Origin of the sequence: Isoptericola sp. NPDC056618 (assembly GCF_042792715.1) — a bacterium.
Taxonomy (GTDB): Bacteria; Actinomycetota; Actinomycetes; order Actinomycetales; family Cellulomonadaceae; genus Isoptericola; species Isoptericola nanjingensis.
The window spans coordinates 15620-31771 of the sequence record NZ_JBHTVZ010000015.1 but is presented as its reverse complement, the minus strand read 5'-3'; the positions used below and the strand labels follow the sequence as shown (position 1 = coordinate 31771).

The 16152-nt window shown below is 75.6% G+C and carries 15 protein-coding genes; 12 read left to right on the top strand and 3 right to left on the bottom strand.

The features are described 5' to 3' along the window. Positions 1-29: 29 nt before the first annotated feature. Complete coding sequence (locus tag ACFQ8T_RS16355; RefSeq protein WP_430547539.1) at positions 30-596, top strand: TetR/AcrR family transcriptional regulator; 567 nt, start codon at positions 30-32, stop codon at positions 594-596. Between the two features lie 23 nt (positions 597-619). Here the strand turns inward: ACFQ8T_RS16355 and ACFQ8T_RS16350 are convergent, their stop codons facing one another. Together ACFQ8T_RS16350 and ACFQ8T_RS16345 are read right to left on the bottom strand one after the other, a co-directional pair. Continuing rightward, entirely contained in the window at positions 620-1432 is an 813-nt protein-coding gene (locus tag ACFQ8T_RS16350) for a TrmH family RNA methyltransferase (protein WP_430547538.1), read from the bottom strand. A 30-nt stretch (positions 1433-1462) separates the two neighbouring features. Then, entirely contained in the window at positions 1463-1957 is a 495-nt protein-coding gene (locus ACFQ8T_RS16345) for an ester cyclase (protein WP_430547537.1), read from the bottom strand. A gap of 155 nt (positions 1958-2112) precedes the next feature. Between ACFQ8T_RS16345 and ACFQ8T_RS16340 the strand changes: the two genes are divergently transcribed. From ACFQ8T_RS16340 to ACFQ8T_RS16315, 6 genes are all read left to right on the top strand, one after another. After that, positions 2113-3162, top strand: a complete 1050-nt coding sequence (locus ACFQ8T_RS16340; protein WP_430547536.1) for a hypothetical protein — start codon at positions 2113-2115, stop codon at positions 3160-3162. A 196-nt stretch (positions 3163-3358) separates the two neighbouring features. Continuing rightward, positions 3359-4105, top strand: a complete 747-nt coding sequence (locus ACFQ8T_RS16335) for an HAD family hydrolase (RefSeq protein WP_430547535.1) — start codon at positions 3359-3361, stop codon at positions 4103-4105. Next, a complete protein-coding gene (locus ACFQ8T_RS16330) occupies positions 4102-6579 on the top strand; it encodes a glycoside hydrolase family 65 protein (protein WP_430547534.1) in 2478 nt (825 codons plus the stop codon). Before ACFQ8T_RS16335 ends, ACFQ8T_RS16330 begins: the two co-directional genes overlap by 4 nt. Before the next feature lie 171 nt (positions 6580-6750). Beyond that, complete coding sequence (locus ACFQ8T_RS16325; protein WP_430547533.1) at positions 6751-7761, top strand: LacI family DNA-binding transcriptional regulator; 1011 nt, start codon at positions 6751-6753, stop codon at positions 7759-7761. Positions 7762-7822: 61 nt separating this feature from the next. After that, on the top strand, positions 7823-8626 hold the full coding sequence (locus ACFQ8T_RS16320) for a ThuA domain-containing protein (RefSeq protein WP_430547532.1): 804 nt from the start codon (positions 7823-7825) through the stop codon (positions 8624-8626). Continuing rightward, complete coding sequence (locus tag ACFQ8T_RS16315; protein WP_430547531.1) at positions 8623-9702, top strand: Gfo/Idh/MocA family protein; 1080 nt, start codon at positions 8623-8625, stop codon at positions 9700-9702. The genes ACFQ8T_RS16320 and ACFQ8T_RS16315 overlap by 4 nt, the downstream gene beginning before the upstream one ends. Positions 9703-9736: 34 nt before the next feature. Here the strand turns inward: ACFQ8T_RS16315 and ACFQ8T_RS16310 are convergent, their stop codons facing one another. Further along, entirely contained in the window at positions 9737-11965 is a 2229-nt protein-coding gene (locus ACFQ8T_RS16310; RefSeq protein ID WP_430547530.1) for a prolyl oligopeptidase family protein, read from the bottom strand. A 191-nt stretch (positions 11966-12156) separates the two neighbouring features. Here ACFQ8T_RS16310 and ACFQ8T_RS16305 point away from each other — a divergent pair, with 191 nt between their 5' ends. The 5 genes from ACFQ8T_RS16305 to ACFQ8T_RS16285 are packed head-to-tail and all read left to right on the top strand — an operon-like array spanning position 12157 to position 16147. Then, positions 12157-13533 carry an ATP-binding protein gene (locus ACFQ8T_RS16305; RefSeq protein WP_430547529.1) on the top strand — a complete coding sequence of 459 codons (1377 nt, stop codon included), beginning with the start codon at positions 12157-12159 and terminating at the stop codon, positions 13531-13533. Then, positions 13530-13976 carry a roadblock/LC7 domain-containing protein gene (locus ACFQ8T_RS16300; protein ID WP_430547528.1) on the top strand — a complete coding sequence of 149 codons (447 nt, stop codon included), beginning with the start codon at positions 13530-13532 and terminating at the stop codon, positions 13974-13976. Before ACFQ8T_RS16305 ends, ACFQ8T_RS16300 begins: the two co-directional genes overlap by 4 nt. Continuing rightward, positions 13973-14323, top strand: a complete 351-nt coding sequence (locus ACFQ8T_RS16295) for a DUF742 domain-containing protein (protein WP_429766862.1) — start codon at positions 13973-13975, stop codon at positions 14321-14323. The genes ACFQ8T_RS16300 and ACFQ8T_RS16295 overlap by 4 nt, the downstream gene beginning before the upstream one ends. Then, a complete protein-coding gene (locus ACFQ8T_RS16290) occupies positions 14304-14921 on the top strand; it encodes an ATP/GTP-binding protein (protein ID WP_430547527.1) in 618 nt (205 codons plus the stop codon). The genes ACFQ8T_RS16295 and ACFQ8T_RS16290 overlap by 20 nt, the downstream gene beginning before the upstream one ends. Beyond that, positions 14918-16147: a hypothetical protein gene (locus ACFQ8T_RS16285; RefSeq protein ID WP_430547526.1), complete on the top strand. Its 1230-nt coding sequence runs from the start codon at positions 14918-14920 to the stop codon at positions 16145-16147. The genes ACFQ8T_RS16290 and ACFQ8T_RS16285 overlap by 4 nt, the downstream gene beginning before the upstream one ends. Positions 16148-16152: the final 5 nt, after the last annotated feature.

The following is a 16152-nucleotide window of genomic DNA, read 5'->3' as shown; positions in this document are numbered from 1 at the left end:
AGGCCGGTGGCCGGGCAAGGAGGACACGTATGATCGCGACCGTGCAGGGGTCCGTACGAGAGCGCCTGGTCGAGGCGGCGAACGAGCTGTTCTACGCGCACGGGCTGCGGGCCGTGAGCGTCGACAAGGTCATCGACCGCGCCGGGACCACGAAGGTGACCTTCTACCGGCACTTCAAGAGCAAGGACGACCTGGTGGTCGCCTATCTCGAGCACCGGGCGGCGCTCGAGCGCGAGGGGGTGGACGCCGCGATCGAGCAGGGGCGCGGCGACGTCGACGCCACCCTGCGCCTGCTCGCGGACGGCACCGGGGCCGTCGCGTGCAGCCCCGGGTTCCGCGGCTGCCCGTTCATCAACGCCGCCGCGGAGTACCCGGACGCCGCCAGCCCCGTCCGCCGGGCTGTCGACACCCACCGTCGGTGGTGGGAGGACGCCTTCGCGCGACTGGTCGCCCCGCTCGCCCCGGCCGACCCCGCCGCCGTCGCCGAGGACCTCATGCTCCTGCGCGACGGTGTCATGGTCGCGGGCTACCTCGGGGACCCCGCCCGGGTCGCCGACTCGTTCCTGCGCAGCTGCCGCGCCGTCGCGCGCCCCTGACCGCCCGGCCGGCCGTGGCGGGCTCAGCCCCGCGCGAGCCGCTGCCGGTGGGCCTCGTACAGCACGATCGACGCGGCGTTCGAGGCGTTGAGCGAGCTCGCCGACCCGGCCATGGGGATCGCCACGGTGACGTCGGCGGCCTCGCGCCACCCCCTCGACAGCCCGGCGGTCTCGTTGCCGACGGCGAGCAGCACCGGGCCCGTGAGGTCGACGTCGGCGGGCGCGGCGTCGCCGTCCTCGTCGGTCGCGACGACGGTCACCGGGCGCCCGGCGGCACGGTGCGCGGCCAGCCAGTCCATGACCTCGCCGTGCGAGGCCGCCCGGACGACGGGCAGCGCGAAGAGGGAGCCGGTGGTCGCGCGCACGGCCTTCGGGTCGTAGGGGTCGGCGGCGTGCCCCGTGACGACGAGGCCGTCGGCGCCGAACGCGTCGGCGGACCGCACGACCGCGCCGACGTTGCCCGGCTGGGTGGGGCGGTCGAAGACGACGCCCAGGAACGACGGCCCCACCGGGACCCGCGCCAGGTCGTCGGCGGGCATCGCGACCACGGCCAGCAGCTCGCTGGCGCCCTCGTCCTTCTCGGCGAGCTCGGCGAGCAGGTCGGGGGACATCGCGATCGTCTCGGCGCCCGTGGCCTGCAGCATCTCCTGGGCCCACGACGACAGCCGGCGGTCGGTCTCGTGCAGCAGCGTGCGCACCTGCCAGCCGTGCTCGACCGCCATCGTGATCGGGCGCACGCCCTGCACCAGGAACTCCCCGGCGCGACCTCGCTTGGTGCGGTTCGTGAGCAGCGTCTGCAGCTGCTGGAAACGGGCGTTGCGCACGGTGATCCGCATGGGCGCAGTCTCCCACGGCGGCGGTGGCGCTCAGCGACGCAGCTCGTGCTCCCACCACACCTGGTCGCGCATGACCCAGTGCTCGGCCTCGAGCCCGTCCGCGACGCGCACCAGGTGCATCTCGCGCACGGTGAAGCGCCGGTGCGAGGGCGCGACGCCGAGGAAGAACCCCGCGTGCAGGGCGCTGAACGCGACGTGCAGCGACACCAGGTCGCCCTCGGTGACGGCGTGCAGCACCTCGACGCGCTGCTCGTCGAACGCGTCGTGGAACCAGTGCATGGTGGCGACGAGCGCGTCGGGGCCGCCGGCGCAGCCCGGCAGCACGTCGTGGTTGCGGAACCCGGGCGCGAGCTGGCGCCGCAGCACCGCCTCCGCGCCCGACGGCATGGCGTTGGCGTGCACACGCATCGCGACCGCCCGCGGGGTGGACAGCACGGTCGACGACCCGCCCGAGGGGTGCGCGAGCGGCGACGTGGGGGCCCGGCCCGCGGGTGCCGCGGGCGCCTGGTCGAGGATGACGGACATCGGGACTCCTTCGTCGGACCGTTACCGTGCTCCTACCCTTCGAGAGCGGCGACCGGCCGTGCCATGACGGGGTGGGAGAGGTGACATCGGGTGACATCGGGCGACAGCGTGGCGGACGTCGTGGGCGAGCGGCCGGCCGGAGCGGGGGCGGACGCGTGACGGCGGTCTCCGGGCACGGCCCGTGGCCCGGCGGCGCGCGCGACGAGCTCGTGGCGCAGCAGACCGTGCTGGACGACCTGGCGTCCCTGCCGACCGGCGTCGACCCGGTCCCGTTCCTCGCCCAGCTCACCGGTCGCGGGCCGGGGGCCGACGCCGTCGGCCGGACGGCGGCGCTGCTGGCGGAGATGCCGGTCGAGCTGGGCCCGCACGGCTGGAAGCTGACCGACCACCCCGGCGCCGACCTGCGCCGCGCGGAGTCGCTGCTGCGCGAGGACCTGTCCGCGCTGGCGGTGGCGGCCGTGGGGCACGACGGCCCGCTCGCCGTCGAGCTCACCGGCCCGTGGACCCTCGCCGCCCAGCTGTGGTCGGCGCGCGGCGACCGCGTCCTGGCCGACGCCGGCGCGCGCCGCGACCTGTCGCTCGCGCTGGCCGAGGCGGTCCGGCGGCACCTGGCGGACGTGCGCGCCCAGGTCCCCGGCGCGACGCCGGTCGTGCAGCTCACCGAGCCCCTGCTGGGCCAGGTGCACGCGGGCGTGCTGCCCAGCTTCTCCGGCTACTCCCGCCTGCGGGCGGTGCCCGGGCCGGACGTCGTCGAGGGGCTGCGGCCCGTCGTCGACGCCGCGCACGAGGCCGGTGCCCGCGTCGTCGTGCACCTCGGCGCGACCTGGGTGGGCGTGCCGCCCGTGGCGCTCGCCGGGGCGGACGCCGTCGGGCTGGACCTCGCCGACGTCGGCGGCGCAGGGGAGGCGGCGGGCTGGAACGAGCGCGCCTGGGAGCTGCTCGCCCGCGCGACCGAGCGGGGCATGGGCCTGTGGGCCGGGCTGCCGCCCGCCACGGTCTCGCAGTGCTCCGGGCCGCAGCTCGGCGAGCTCGTCCGCCTGGTCGCCGAGCCGTGGGGCCGGATCGGGCTGCCCGCGGCCGGGCTGGCCGACGTGACGCTCCTCGCCGCGCCGCGACGGAGCCTCGCCGACGTCGACACCCGTCGCGCGGAGCTGGCGAACCTCGGGCGGGTGGCGGAGGCGCTCGCGGAGCGGGCCGCCGCCTGACCGTGCCGGACCGGAGCTGCGCTGACCCGGCCTGAGCGGGACCGAACCGGGACGGTCGTGGGACCGATCCGCGAAGATCTCACCGAGGCGCGGCGCGTGCTCCCGGAGCGCCCCCGTGACTGCGTAGGCTGAACCCCGGCGTCGGCCCGCAGGGGGCACGGTGCCCGCACCCGACCCCGACCCGCGAAGGACGCCCGTGACCAGCCTCCGAGCCGTGCTGTTCGACCTCGACGGCGTGCTCACCCCGACCGCCGAGGTGCACATGCGGGCGTGGGAACGCCTGTTCGCGCCCTACTGCGAGGCCCGCGGCCTCGCGCCGTACACGTCCGCGGACTACTTCGCGCACATCGACGGCAAGCCGCGGTACGACGGCGTGGCGACGTTCCTCGCCTCGCGCGGCGTCGAGCTGCCGCGCGGCACCGCCGACGACGCGCCCGGGGAGGACACCGTGTGCGCGCTCGGCAACCGCAAGGACGCGATCGTCAACCGGATGTTCGACGAGGAGGGCATCGCCCCCTACCCGGGCTCGGTGCGTTTCCTCGACGCCGTGACGACCGCGGGCGCGCAGGTCGCCGTGGTCTCGTCGTCGCGCAACACGCCCGCCGTGCTCGCCGCGGCCGGGCTCACCGAGCGGTTCGAGGTCGTCGTGGACGGCAACGTCGCGGCGCGCGAGCACCTGCCGGGCAAGCCCGCGCCGGACACGTACCTCCGCGCCGCCGAGCTGCTCGGCGTCCCGGCCGCCGAGGCGGTCGTCGTGGAGGACGCCCTGTCCGGCGTGCAGGCCGGCGCGGCCGGGCCCTTCGGCCTGGTGCTCGGCGTCGACCGCGGCGTCGGGGCGCAGGCGCTCGCCGCGCACGGCGCCGACCGCGTCGTCGCCGACCTGGGCGAGCTGGACGCGTCGATCCTGGACGAGCCCGCCGACCGGCAGGAGGGTCGGGCATGATCCGCCGCACCGCCGACGAGCAGCGGTCGGTGGACCGCCTGCGCTTCCCCGCCGAGCCGTGGCGCCTGGTGGAGGCCGAGTTCTCCGCGGAGGACCTCGGGGTCACCGAGTCCCTCTTCGCGGTGGGGAACGGCTACCTCGGGATGCGCGGCAACGTCGAGGAGGGACGCGAGTCCCACTCGCACGGCACGTTCGTCAACGGCTTCCACGAGACGTGGCCCATCCGGCACGCCGAGGAGGCGTACGGCTTCGCCAAGGTCGGCCAGACCATCGTCAACGCCCCGGACACCAAGGTGATCCGGCTGTACGTGGACGACGAGCCGCTGCTGCTGCCGGTGGCCGACCTCATCGACTACGAGCGCGCGCTCGACCTGCGCGACGGCGTCCTGCGCCGCGAGATCCTGTGGCGCACGCCGTCGGGCAAGCGGGTCAAGGTGGCCTCGGAGCGCATGGTGTCGTTCGTCGAGCGGCACCTGGGCGTCATGACGTTCGAGGTCACGCTGCTCGACGCCGACGGGCCGGTGGCGATCTCGTCGCAGATCCTCAACCGGCAGGACGGGCAGGACGAGTACCACGTGCCCGCCGCGTCGCTGGGGGAGGGCTTCGACCCCCGCAAGGCGGAGGCGTTCGCCGGCCGGGTGCTGCAGCCGCAGACCCGGTGGGGCGACGACGAGCGGCTCGTGCTGTCGTACCGCTGCACCAACTCGGGCATGACGCTCGCCGTCGCGGCCGACCACCGCCTGGAGGCCGTGGACGAGTGGGACGTGCGCACGCAGGTCGACGACGACCTCGCCAAGCACGTGTTCCGCGTCGACGCGAAGGCGGGGCACACCATCCGCCTCACCAAGGTGGTCACGTACCACACGTCCCGCGGCGTCCCCACGCGCGAGCTCGTCGACCGGTGCCGCCGCACCCTGGACCGGGTGCGCGCCGGCGGCATCGAGGAGCAGTTCACGCACCAGCGCACCTGGCTGGACGACTACTGGGCCCGGTCGGACGTCGAGATCGAGGGGCGCCCGGAGATCCAGCAGGCGGTGCGCTGGAACCTGTTCCAGCTCGCCCAGGCGACCGCGCGGGCCGAGGGCTCCGGCGTCCCCGCCAAGGGCCTGACCGGCAGCGGCTACTCGGGCCACTACTTCTGGGACACGGAGATCTACGTGCTCCCGTTCCTCACGTACACGAGCCCGCGGTACGCCCGCAACGCCCTGCGGTTCCGCTACCAGATGCTCGACGCCGCGCGGCGCCGCGCCAAGGAGCTGTCGCAGAAGGGCGCCCTGTTCCCGTGGCGCACCATCAACGGCGAGGAGGCGTCCGCCTACTACGCGGCGGGCACCGCGCAGTACCACATCGACGCGGACATCAGCTTCGCCCTGGTGCAGTACGTGCGCGCCACGGGCGACACGGACTTCCTGCGCCGCGAGGCGGTGGACGTGCTCGTCGAGACGGCGCGCATGTGGGAGGACCTCGGCTTCTGGCGCGCCAACGGCGACGACAACTTCCACATCCACGGGGTGACCGGCCCCGACGAGTACACGACCGTGGTGAACGACAACCTGTTCACCAACGTCATGGCGCGGTTCAACCTGCGGGCCGCGGCGTTCGTCGTGGAGGCGATGCGCGAGGACTTCCCGGAGGACTACGCGCGCCTCGCGGACCGCCTGTCCCTGGGCGTGCACGAGACCACCGAGTGGACCCGGGCCGCCGACCACATGTCGATCCCGTACGCGGAGAGCATCGGCATCCACCCGCAGGACTCCCACTTCCTCGAGCGGGAGATCTGGGACCTGGCCGCGACGCCGGTGACCAAGCGCCCGCTGCTGCTGCACTACCACCCGCTGGTGATCTACCGGTACCAGGTGCTCAAGCAGGCGGACGTGGTGCTGGCGCTGTTCCTGCAGGGGCAGCACTTCTCGGCCGAGCAGAAGCTGGCCGACTTCGAGTACTACGACCCGCTGACCACCGGCGACTCGACGCTGTCCGGCGTCGTGCAGTCGATCGTCGCGGCCGAGGTCGGGTACCACGAGCTCGCGCTCGAGTACTTCGTGTCCTCGCTGCTCGTGGACCTGGCGAACCTGCACGACAACGCGGCCGACGGCGTCCACGTGGCGTCGGCGGGCGGCACCTGGTCGGCGCTCGCGTTCGGCTTCGGCGGCATGCGGGACCACGACGGCGTGCTGTCGTTCGACCCGCGCCTCCCGCAGGGCTGGGAGGCCCTGACCTTCCGCGTGCAGTGGCAGGGGTCGCGCCTGCGCGTCACGGTGCGGACGGACGAGCTCGAGCTCGTCGCCGAGACCGGCGAGGGCGCGAAGGTCTTCGTGCGGGGCGAGCAGGTGGCGGTCACCGCGGACGAGCCGGTCGTCGTCGCCCTCGACGGACAGGGCCCGGTGCGGCCGGGGCGTCCCAGCCTGCGCGCCCTGTCCGGCAACCGCCGCGACGACGGCACCCTCATCACCGCGACGGTGCCGCACTCCTGAGCCGCCGGTCGAGCCCGCCGGGACCGCCGTCCCGGCGGGCCCGACCCGCGGGCCCCGCCGACACCCTTGCGGCCCCGGCGGCGCGTCGCTAGTGTCGTCGACCATGCGCGTCGATGCGCATCGATGACCTTCGCCGGGATCCGGCGACGTCCGCCGACGACGGGAGACGACGTGCCGAAGGGGCCGACCAGCGCCGACGTCGCGCGCGAGGCCGGGGTGTCGCAGTCGACGGTCTCCTACGTCATGAGCGGCAAGCGCCCGATCTCCCCGGAGACGCGGCGGCGCGTCCAGGAGGCCATCGACCGCCTGACCTACGAGCCGCACGCCGGGGCGCGGGCCCTGGCCGGGCACCGCACCAGCACCGTCGCGGTCGTGGTGCCGGTCGACCCGGACTCCAGCGTGCAGCGCCTCATGGTGTTCGTCGAGGAGATCCTGCTGGCCGCGCGGCGGCGCGACCACGACGTGCTCCTCGTGACCGCCGACGAGGGCCCGGCGGGGCTGCGCCGGGTGGCGGGTCGCTCGCTGTGCGACGCCCTCGTCGTCATGGGGGTCGGCACCGACGACGACCGCGTCGACGTGGCGCGGGAGCTGCCGCTGCCCGTCGTGTTCATCGGGATCCCGGACGACGCCGAGGGGCTCGACTGCCTCGACTTCGACTTCGAGGCCGCGGGCGGGCTGCTCGTGGCCGAGCTCGCCGACCTGGGGCACCGGACGGTGGACGTGCTGGGCTGGGGGCCGGACGTCACCGCGCAGGGCATCAACTTCGTGCCGCGGTTCGAGCGCGGGGCGCGCGCGACGGCCGCGGAGCGCGGCGTCGAGCTGCGCTGGCACGGGCCGGCCGGCGAACCGGACGTGGGGCGCGTCGTCGACGACGTCCTCGCGTCCGGCGAGGGGCCCGGCCTCGTGCTCGCGACCGCGATCCCTGCGACGTTCCGCGCGCTGGCGGACCGGGGCCGCCGGCCGGGTCGGGACGTCGACGTCGTCGGTCTGGCCCTCGACGCCGAGGCCGAGCCGCACGGCCTCACCGCCACGTCGCCGCGGCCGCGCGACGTGTCGCGGCGCGTGATGGAGCGCGTCTTCGCCCTGCTCGACGGTGACGCACCACCCGGCGGCGAGCGGGAGCTCGCGCCCGCGGTGCTGGTGCGGCGCACGTCGACACGGACCACGCCGGTCGCCGGCTGACCCGGCCCGACCCGCCACCACCCTCCGCCGCACCGACCCGCCACCACCCGAAGGAGAGACCATGACCGCACCGATCCGCGTCACCGTCTGGGGCGAGAACCGCCACGAGCAGCTCGAGCCGTCGGTCGCCGCCCGCTACCCCGACGGCATGCACGGCGCCGTCGCGCAGGGCATCGAGGAGAACCTCGGCGACGGCGTGCGCGTGCGCACCGCGACGCTCGACGACCCCGAGCACGGGCTCACCGAGGAGGTGCTGCGCGACACCGACGTGCTCACCTGGTGGGGCCACGCCGCGCACGGCGAGGTCGCCGACGAGGTGGTCGAGCGGGTGCACCGGCACGTGCTGGAAGGGATGGGTCTGGTCGTCCTGCACTCCGGGCACTGGTCGAAGATCTTCATGAAGCTCATGGGCACCACCTGCACCCTGCGCTGGCGCGCCGAGCACGACCGGGAGCTGGTGTGGACGATCGACCCGACGCACCCGATCGCCCAGGGCATCCCGCACCCCATGATCATCGAGGAGGACGAGATGTACGGGGAGTTCTTCGACGTCCCCGCCCCGGACGAGACCGTCTTCCTCAGCACGTTCTCCGGCGGCGAGGTGTTCCGCTCCGGCATCACCTACCGGCGCGGCTTCGGCAAGATCTTCTACTTCCGCCCCGGTGACCAGGAGTACCCGACGTACTTCCACGACGGGGTCCGCAAGGTCATCTCCAACGCCGTCGGGTGGGCCGTGACCGTGCGTCCCGAGCGCACGGCCCCCACGCTGCTGCGCTACGAGACCGAGGACTTCTACCGCGGCCAGGGCTACGGCGGCGCGCTGAACGACGAGGCCCGCGCCGCCGCCGCGGAGGCCGGGCTGTGAGCACCCCGCTCGTCCTCGTCGGCGCCGGCGGCATGGGTCGCGCGTGGCTCGCGGCGATCCGGGCGGAGGCGGGCGCCGAGCTCGCCGGCGTCGTCGACCTCGACCTCGACGCCGCCCGCGGGGCGCTCGCCGACGCCGGGCTCGCTGACGTCCCGGTCGGGACGGACGCCGTCGCGCTCGCCCGGGAGACCGGTGCGCGCGCCGTCGTGAACGTCACCGTCCCGGCCGCGCACCACCCCGTGACCACGGCCGCGCTGTTCGCGGGGCTGCCCGTGCTGGGCGAGAAGCCGGTGGCCGAGTCGGTGCCGCGCGCGCTCTCGCTCGTCGCGGCCGCGGAGGTGACCGGGGAGCTCTTCGTCGTGAGCCAGTCGCGCCGCTACAACCGGCAGCTCTTCGCCTTCCGGGAGCAGGCCCGCACCCTCGGCGACCTGGGGGTGCTCACCACCGAGTTCTTCAAGGCGCCGCGCTTCGGCGGGTTCCGCGACGCGATGGCGCACCCGCTGCTGCTCGACATGGCGATCCACCCGTTCGACACCGCCCGGTTCCTACTGGGTGCCGAGCCCGTCTCGGTGTACTGCGAGGAGTTCAACCCGTCGTGGAGCTGGTACGACGGCGACGCCGCGGCGACCGCGGTCTTCGAGATGACGGGCGGCGTCCGCTACTCCTACACGGGCAGCTGGTGCAGCCCGGGCCAGGAGACGTCGTGGAACGGGGCCTGGCGGCTCTCGGGACGGGACGGCACGGCCGTCTGGGACGGCGACCACGACCCCGTCGTCGAGGGGCCGCGCGACGCGGCGGAGGGTGCGGACCCCGGCGACGGGATCGCCGGGTCGCTGGCGACCTTCCTCGCGGCGCTCGACGGTGGTCCCACGCCCATGGGCGAGGCGCACGAGAACGTGCTCAGCCTCGTCATGGTGGCGGCGGCGGTCGAGTCGGCCGCCACGGGCGCGAAGGTCCTCGTCGACGACCTGCTCGAGCGCGCCTACGCCGAGGCCCTCGCCACGGAGACGCGGGAGGACGTGCGCGCGCAGCTCGCGTCGTGGACGTCGGTGCGCGCGGCCCTCGGGCCAGCCTGACGCGGGTCCCGGCGGGCCGCCGGGACCGGGCCGGTCAGGCGAGGCGCTCGCGCAGGAACGTCCAGGCCAGGGCTGACATGTGCGCGGCCTGCGCGTTGTTGGCGGCGCCGCCGTGGCCGCCCTCGACGTTCTCGTAGTACGTGACGTCCGCGCCGGGCCCGCCCGTGGCCAGCATGAGCGCCGCCATCTTGCGCGCGTGGCCCGGGTGCACGCGGTCGTCCTTGGTCGACGTCGTGAACAGGACCGGCGGGTAGGCGCGGCCGCCCTCGAGCAGGTGGTAGGGCGAGAACGTGCGGACGAACTCCCAGTCGTCGGTGTCGGGGTCGCCGTACTCCGCCACCCACGACGCGCCCGCGAGCAGGTGCGAGTACCGCTTCATGTCGAGCAGCGGCACCTGCACCACGACCGCGCCGAACAGGTCGGGGTACTGCGTGAGCATGTTCCCGGCCAGCAGCCCGCCGTTGGAGCCGCCCTGCGCGCCGAGGTGCTCGGGCGTCGTGATGCCGCGGGCCACGAGGTCGCGCGCGACGGCCGCGAAGTCCTCGTACGCCTTGTGCCGCCGCTCGCGCAGCGCGGCCTGGTGCCACGCGGGGCCGTACTCGCCGCCGCCACGGATGTTCGCGACGACGTACACGCCGCCGCGGGCGAGCCACGCCCGCCCGACCGTGCCGGAGTAGCCCGGCAGCAGCGGGATCTCGAAGCCGCCGTACCCGTACAGCAGCGTCGGCGCGGTGCCCGGCGTCGTCGGGTCGGCCGGGTCCACCAGGTCCTCGCGGCCCACGACGAAGTACGGCACGCGCGTGCCGTCGTCGGAGGCTGCGAAGTGCTGCACCGCGACCATGCCGTCGGCGTCGAAGTACGCCGGCGCGGCCTTGAGCGGCTCGGGCGCGCCGGGCTCCGCCCCCGGCCCGACGACGGTCGCCAGCGCGAGGGTGGACGGCGTGAGGTAGCCGGTGGTCGTGACCCAGACGTCGTCGCTGTCGAGGGGGTCGACGGCACGCGCGCCGACGGTGAGCAGCCCGCCGCCGAGCGGGAGCTCCGAGCGGGTCCAGGGCACGCCGGCCGCAGTGCCGGGGGACGCGTCGGCGGGCGGGGTGAGCACGTGGACGGCGTTCTTCACGTCGTCGAGCACGTTGACGACCAGGTGGTGGCGCGTCCACGAGGCGCCGACCAGCGACGTCGACGGCGTGGGCTCGAACAGGACGGTGAGGTCGCGCGAGCCGGCCAGGAACGCGTCCGCCGGCGCGGCCAGCAGCGAGCCGGCGGCGAACGTGGTGCCCGCCGGCGCCCAGTCGTCGCGCAGCTCGACCAGCAGCCACTCGCGGTGGAAGCCGACCTCCGCGGACTCGGGCACGTCGATCTTCACCAGCCGCTGCTCGGGCGTCCCGACCGCATCGACGAGGAACGTCTCCGACCGGTAGAAGGCGATCGAGCGGCTCACGAGGTCGCGCTCGAAGCCCGGCGTGCGCGAGCGGCGCGCGGAGATGTACATGTCGTCGTCGGTGCCCTCGTAGACGACGACGGCGTCCTCGATCGGCGTGCCGCGGCGCCAGAGCTTCGCGATGCGCGGGTATCCGGACGGCGTCGTCGTGCCCGGGCCGAAGTCCGTGAAGGCGTACACCGTGTCCTCGTCGGCCCAGGCCAGGCCGCCCTTGGCGCCGGTGCGGCCGTCGTCGCGCGCCGTGTCGCGCTCGAAGCCGCCCTCGGAGGCGGGGACGAACCGCTTGGCGACGAGGTCGAACTCGCGCGTGACATCCGCGTCCGAGCCGCCGGGGGAGAGGTCGACCAGCGCCCGGCGCCAGGGCTCGCCCGCCGCGAGCTGCTCGGGCGTCGGGCGCAGCAGCGACGCGCCGTGCCACACCCAGCTCTCGCCCTCCGCCGCGGCGAGCGCGTCGAGGTCGAGCACGGTCTCCCACTCCGGCGCGTCGGTCCGGTACGAGTCGAGGGTGGTGCGGCGCCACAGGCCGCGCTCGTGCGCGGCGTCGCGCCAGAAGTTGTACAGGTGGTCGCCGATCCGGGAGACGTCGGGGATGCGCTCGTCGGAGTCGAGCACCTCGCGGACCGCCGCCTCGGTCGCCGCGAACCCGGGGGCGGCACCCACGGTCGTGTGCGCGTGGTCGTTGCGGCCGCGCACCCACGCCAGCGCCTCGGTGCCGTCGACCTCCTCGAGCCACGCGAACGGGTCCGGCCGGGCCGGGTCGAGCGGGGACGGCGGGGCGGCGGGCGGGTCCGACGGTGCGGTGTCGACGTGCTCGGCGGTCATGCTCGGCACCCTAGCCGCCGGGCGCGCCGACGGGCGCGGGTGCCTTTCACCCGGGGGTTGCCCGTGGTAGAAACTCCTGGTCAGGGCATTGATCCCGCTATGGACGTTCCAAGGGTTTCGCGGAGAACGCCGCTTTCGGAGCGGCACGGTCACGTCCGCCGGGACCCGATCCTTCCACCCACGGGGGTGCGGTGAGCACGACGACCTCTGCCGGCTCGCGCGCGACGACGCGCGTGCCGGCCCAGCTCTGCGCGGCCGCGGCCGTCCTCTGCCTCGCGGCCGTGCCGGTGCTCGGCGACCGACTGTCGCCCGCAGGCTCGGCGTCGCTGTCCGGCGTCGCCGCGCTGCTCGTCGTCGTCGCGGTCGTGGCGCTGTCCCGCGCCGTCGCGCGCGGCGACCACGACCGGGCGGCGCTGCGGGCGGAGCGCGACGAGCTGGCGGCCGAGCTCGCGGCGGCCGCCGCAGCGCTCGAGGACGCGACGGCCGAGCTCGCGCGCACCCGGGAGGCTCGCGACGCCCAGCGCGCCGCCGTCGAGACCGCCGTCGTCGCCCTGGGGCGCAAGGTGCAGGCGTCGGCGCACCGCATCCAGGAGGAGGCGGCGCGCATGGTGCAGCGGCACGCGGCCGACCCCGACGTGCTGCAGACGTCCATGCGGATCGACCACGCCGCCGCGCAGCACGCCCGCCAGGCGCAGAACCTCGTCGCGCTCTGTGGCCGGCGTCCGGGGCAGACGTGGGACGACCCGCTCGCCCTGCCCGACGTCGTGCGTGCGGCCGCCGGGCGGATCACGGCGTTCCAGCGCGTCGAGGTCTCCGGCGACCCGGGGCTGGCCGTCGTCGGGCGTGCGGTCGAGCCGATCGTGCACGTCCTCGCCGAGCTGCTCGCCAACGCGACGCAGTGCTCGCCGCCCAGCACCCAGGTGCTCGTCGCGATCCGGCAGGTGCAGCGGGGCGCGGTCGTCGAGGTCGACGACTGCGGCGTCGGGATGGCAGCCCGCGAGCTCGAGCGGGTGCGTGCCGTCGCGTCCGGGGCGCGGCCCGTGGGCATCGCCGACCTGGGCGAGGTGCCGCAGACCGGCCTCGCGGTCGTCGGGTCGTACGCCCGCGCCCTCGACCTGCGGGTGGACCTCACGGAGTCCGTGTACGGCGGCCTGCGCGCCGTGGTCATGGTGCCGGCCGAGCTCGTCACCGCGGCGGCCGCGGCTCCCGGCACGCTCGCCCCGAGCGTCGACGACCCGTGGCCCGGGCCCGCCCCGGAGGCCCCGGCCACGCCGGAGACGGCGGCCGCCCAGACCCACGGCAGGACGCCGGGACCGGACGGCGCCCCGGCCCTGCCGCAGCGGCGCTCGCGCCGCGGCCCCGCCACGGGGACCCAGCGCTCGGTGCCCGCCGCGCCGCCGTCCGCCCCGACCGCGGCCGTCCCGGCGCAGACGGCGGAGGAGGCCGGCGCGTGGATCGGCGCGTTCTTCTCCGCCGACCGCGACGCCACCACCGACGGCGCCCCGACCACCGACCACCCCAGCCAGCAGCCGTCCGCCGTGCCGGACGTGACCTCGGAGGACTCATGACGACCCCGACCACCGACGCGACGCCCGCGCTCGCGCACCCGGACAGCTGGATGCTCGACCTCGTCGCCGGGGTGCGCGGCGTGCGCCACGTCGTCGTGCTCAGCTCGGACGGCCTGGTGAAGGTCCGCACGGACGTGACGCCCCCGGACACGGCCGACAAGGTCGCGGCGGCGTGCGCCGGCCTCGTCGCACTCGGCATGAGCATGGGGCGGGAGTTCGGCGCCGGCGACGCGCTGCGCCAGGTGCTCGTCGAGTTCGACGGCGGCTTCCTCTTCGTGCGCGGTGCGGGCGACGGCTCGCGGCTGGCGGTCGTCACCGATGCGGCGGTCGACCCGGGGCTCGTGGCCCAGCAGATGCAGGCCCAGGTGCTGATGATCGGCGAGCGGACGCTCGGCACGGACGTCCTGCGCCCCGCCGTGCCCGCCGACGGGGAGACGCGATGACGGACGGCTACCGCGACCACCCGGTGCGCTCGTACGTCCTCACGGGCGGGCGCGCGCACCCGAGCCGCAACACGCTGCGGCCGGAGACGCTGCTGTGCGCGGTGGACGACGGCCGCGAGCTGCCCGTCGGCGCGGGCCGGCACGAGCGCGCACTGCTCGAGACCTGCCGCGGCACGCTGGCCCTCGCCGAGCTCGCCGCGTACCTGCGCCTGCCCACCAGCCTGGTCGCCGTCCTCGCCTCCGACCTGCTCGACGCCGGCTACCTGGCGGTCCGGTCGCCGGCGACCCACGACCTGCCGGGCGTCGACCTGCTGGAGGAGGTCCTCGATGGTCTCCGTCGGTTCTGAGGCGCCACCCGTCGACCCGGCCTCCCTGCACCTCGCGTCCACCGTCGAGCGGTCGGTCAAGGTGCTCGTGGTGGGCGCGTACGGCGTGGGCAAGACGACGCTCATCGGCGCGGTGAGCGAGATCCCCGTGCTGAGCACGGAGGAGACGATCACGGCGGCCAGCCTGGGCGTCGACCCGCGGCTGGGGGAGAAGACCACGACGACGGTCGCGATGGACTTCGGACGCGTCACGGTGGGCGGCACCACGGCCCTCTACCTGTTCGGCACGCCCGGGCAGAAGCGCTTCTGGGACCTGTGGGCGGGGCTGGCGGACGGCGCGGTGGGCGCCCTCGTCGTCGTGGACACGCGCCGGCTGGAGGACAGCTTCGAGGTGCTGGACCAGCTCGAGGAGCACACGGCGCTGCCGGTGACCATCGTGGTCAACGAGTTCCCGGACGCGCCGCGGCACACCACCGACGCGGTGCGCGCCGCGCTCGACCTGCCGGCGGACACCCCCGTCGTCGCGGGCGACCTGCGCGAGCGACGCCAGGCCGTGGAGGCTCTCCAGGCGCTCGTCGCGCACGCGGTGCGTCTCGCGCGCGCGGGCGAGGCCGCATGAGCCTCACCGGGGCGGTGCGCGTGGTGCGGCTCGAGGACGTGGCCGACCGGCCGCTGCTCGCCGACCTGGCGGGCGCGCCCGACCCGGCGGCCCGGTACGAGGCGCTGCGCTCGCGCTGGGGCGCCCTCGCGCCCGTCGACCTCGGGCCGGGCGTGCCGGCGTGGCTCGCGCTCGGCCACGCCGAGGTCTCCGCCGTCCTGCGCAACGAGGCGATGTTCTCCCGCGACGCGCGGCACTGGCGGTACGAGGCGGAGGGGCTGGTCGGTCGGCGCTCGGCGACCCGCGCGCTGCTCGCGCCGCGCGACGGCGCCCATGACCGCGACGGTGCGGAGCACCGGCGGCTGCGCACGCCCCTGGCCGACACGCTCGACGCCGTCGAGGACCGGCGGGTGCGACGCACGACGGACGTCGCCTGCGCGTCGGCGCTGGACCGCCTGGCCGCCCGCGGCACGGCGGACATGGTCGCGGAGTACGCCGTCGACGTCCCGGTGCGGGTGCTGGCCGACCTGCTCGGCATGACGCTCGCGGACGCGCGCCGGATGCACGAGCTCACCGTCGCCCAGCGCTCCGGCACGGACGACGCCCACCCGGCGTCCGTCGAGGCGGAGGACCTGCTCGCGGGCTTCGTCGCCGGGCGTCGCGCGGAGCCGAGCGACGACCTCACGTCCGCGCTGCTCGCGCACCCCGCGCACGAGAACGACCTCGAGGTGATGGCCGCCGTCGGGCTCGTGTTCGCCACGGCGCACGACGCCGAGATCGCGTGGATCGCCACCGCGCTGCAGCGGCTGCTCGCCGACCCGGCGTTCGCCGCCCGCCTGCACGGCGGCCGCCTCTCGCTCGACGACGCGCTGGACGAGGTGGCGCGCGACGCGCCCCCGCTGCCGCACCTGCGGCTGCGGTACGCCCTCGCGGACGGCGAGCTGGGCGGTCAGGCGATCGCCGCGGGCGACGCCGTCGTGCCGGCGGTCGCGGCCGCCAACGCCGACCGCACCGTCCGCGCCGCGGACCCGTGGGAGCAGGTCGACGCGCGCTTCCACCTCACCTGGGGGACGGGCGCGCACGCGTGCCCGGCGCACCGGACGGCGCCGCTGATCACCCGGACCGTCGTGGGGCACTTCCTCGCCCGGGTCGCGGACATGGAGCTCACCGTCGCGCCGGCCGACGTCGAGCCGGTGCGCTCGGCGTGGGTGCGCTACCCGCGGGAGCTGCCCGTCCGATTCCGGTGACCGGC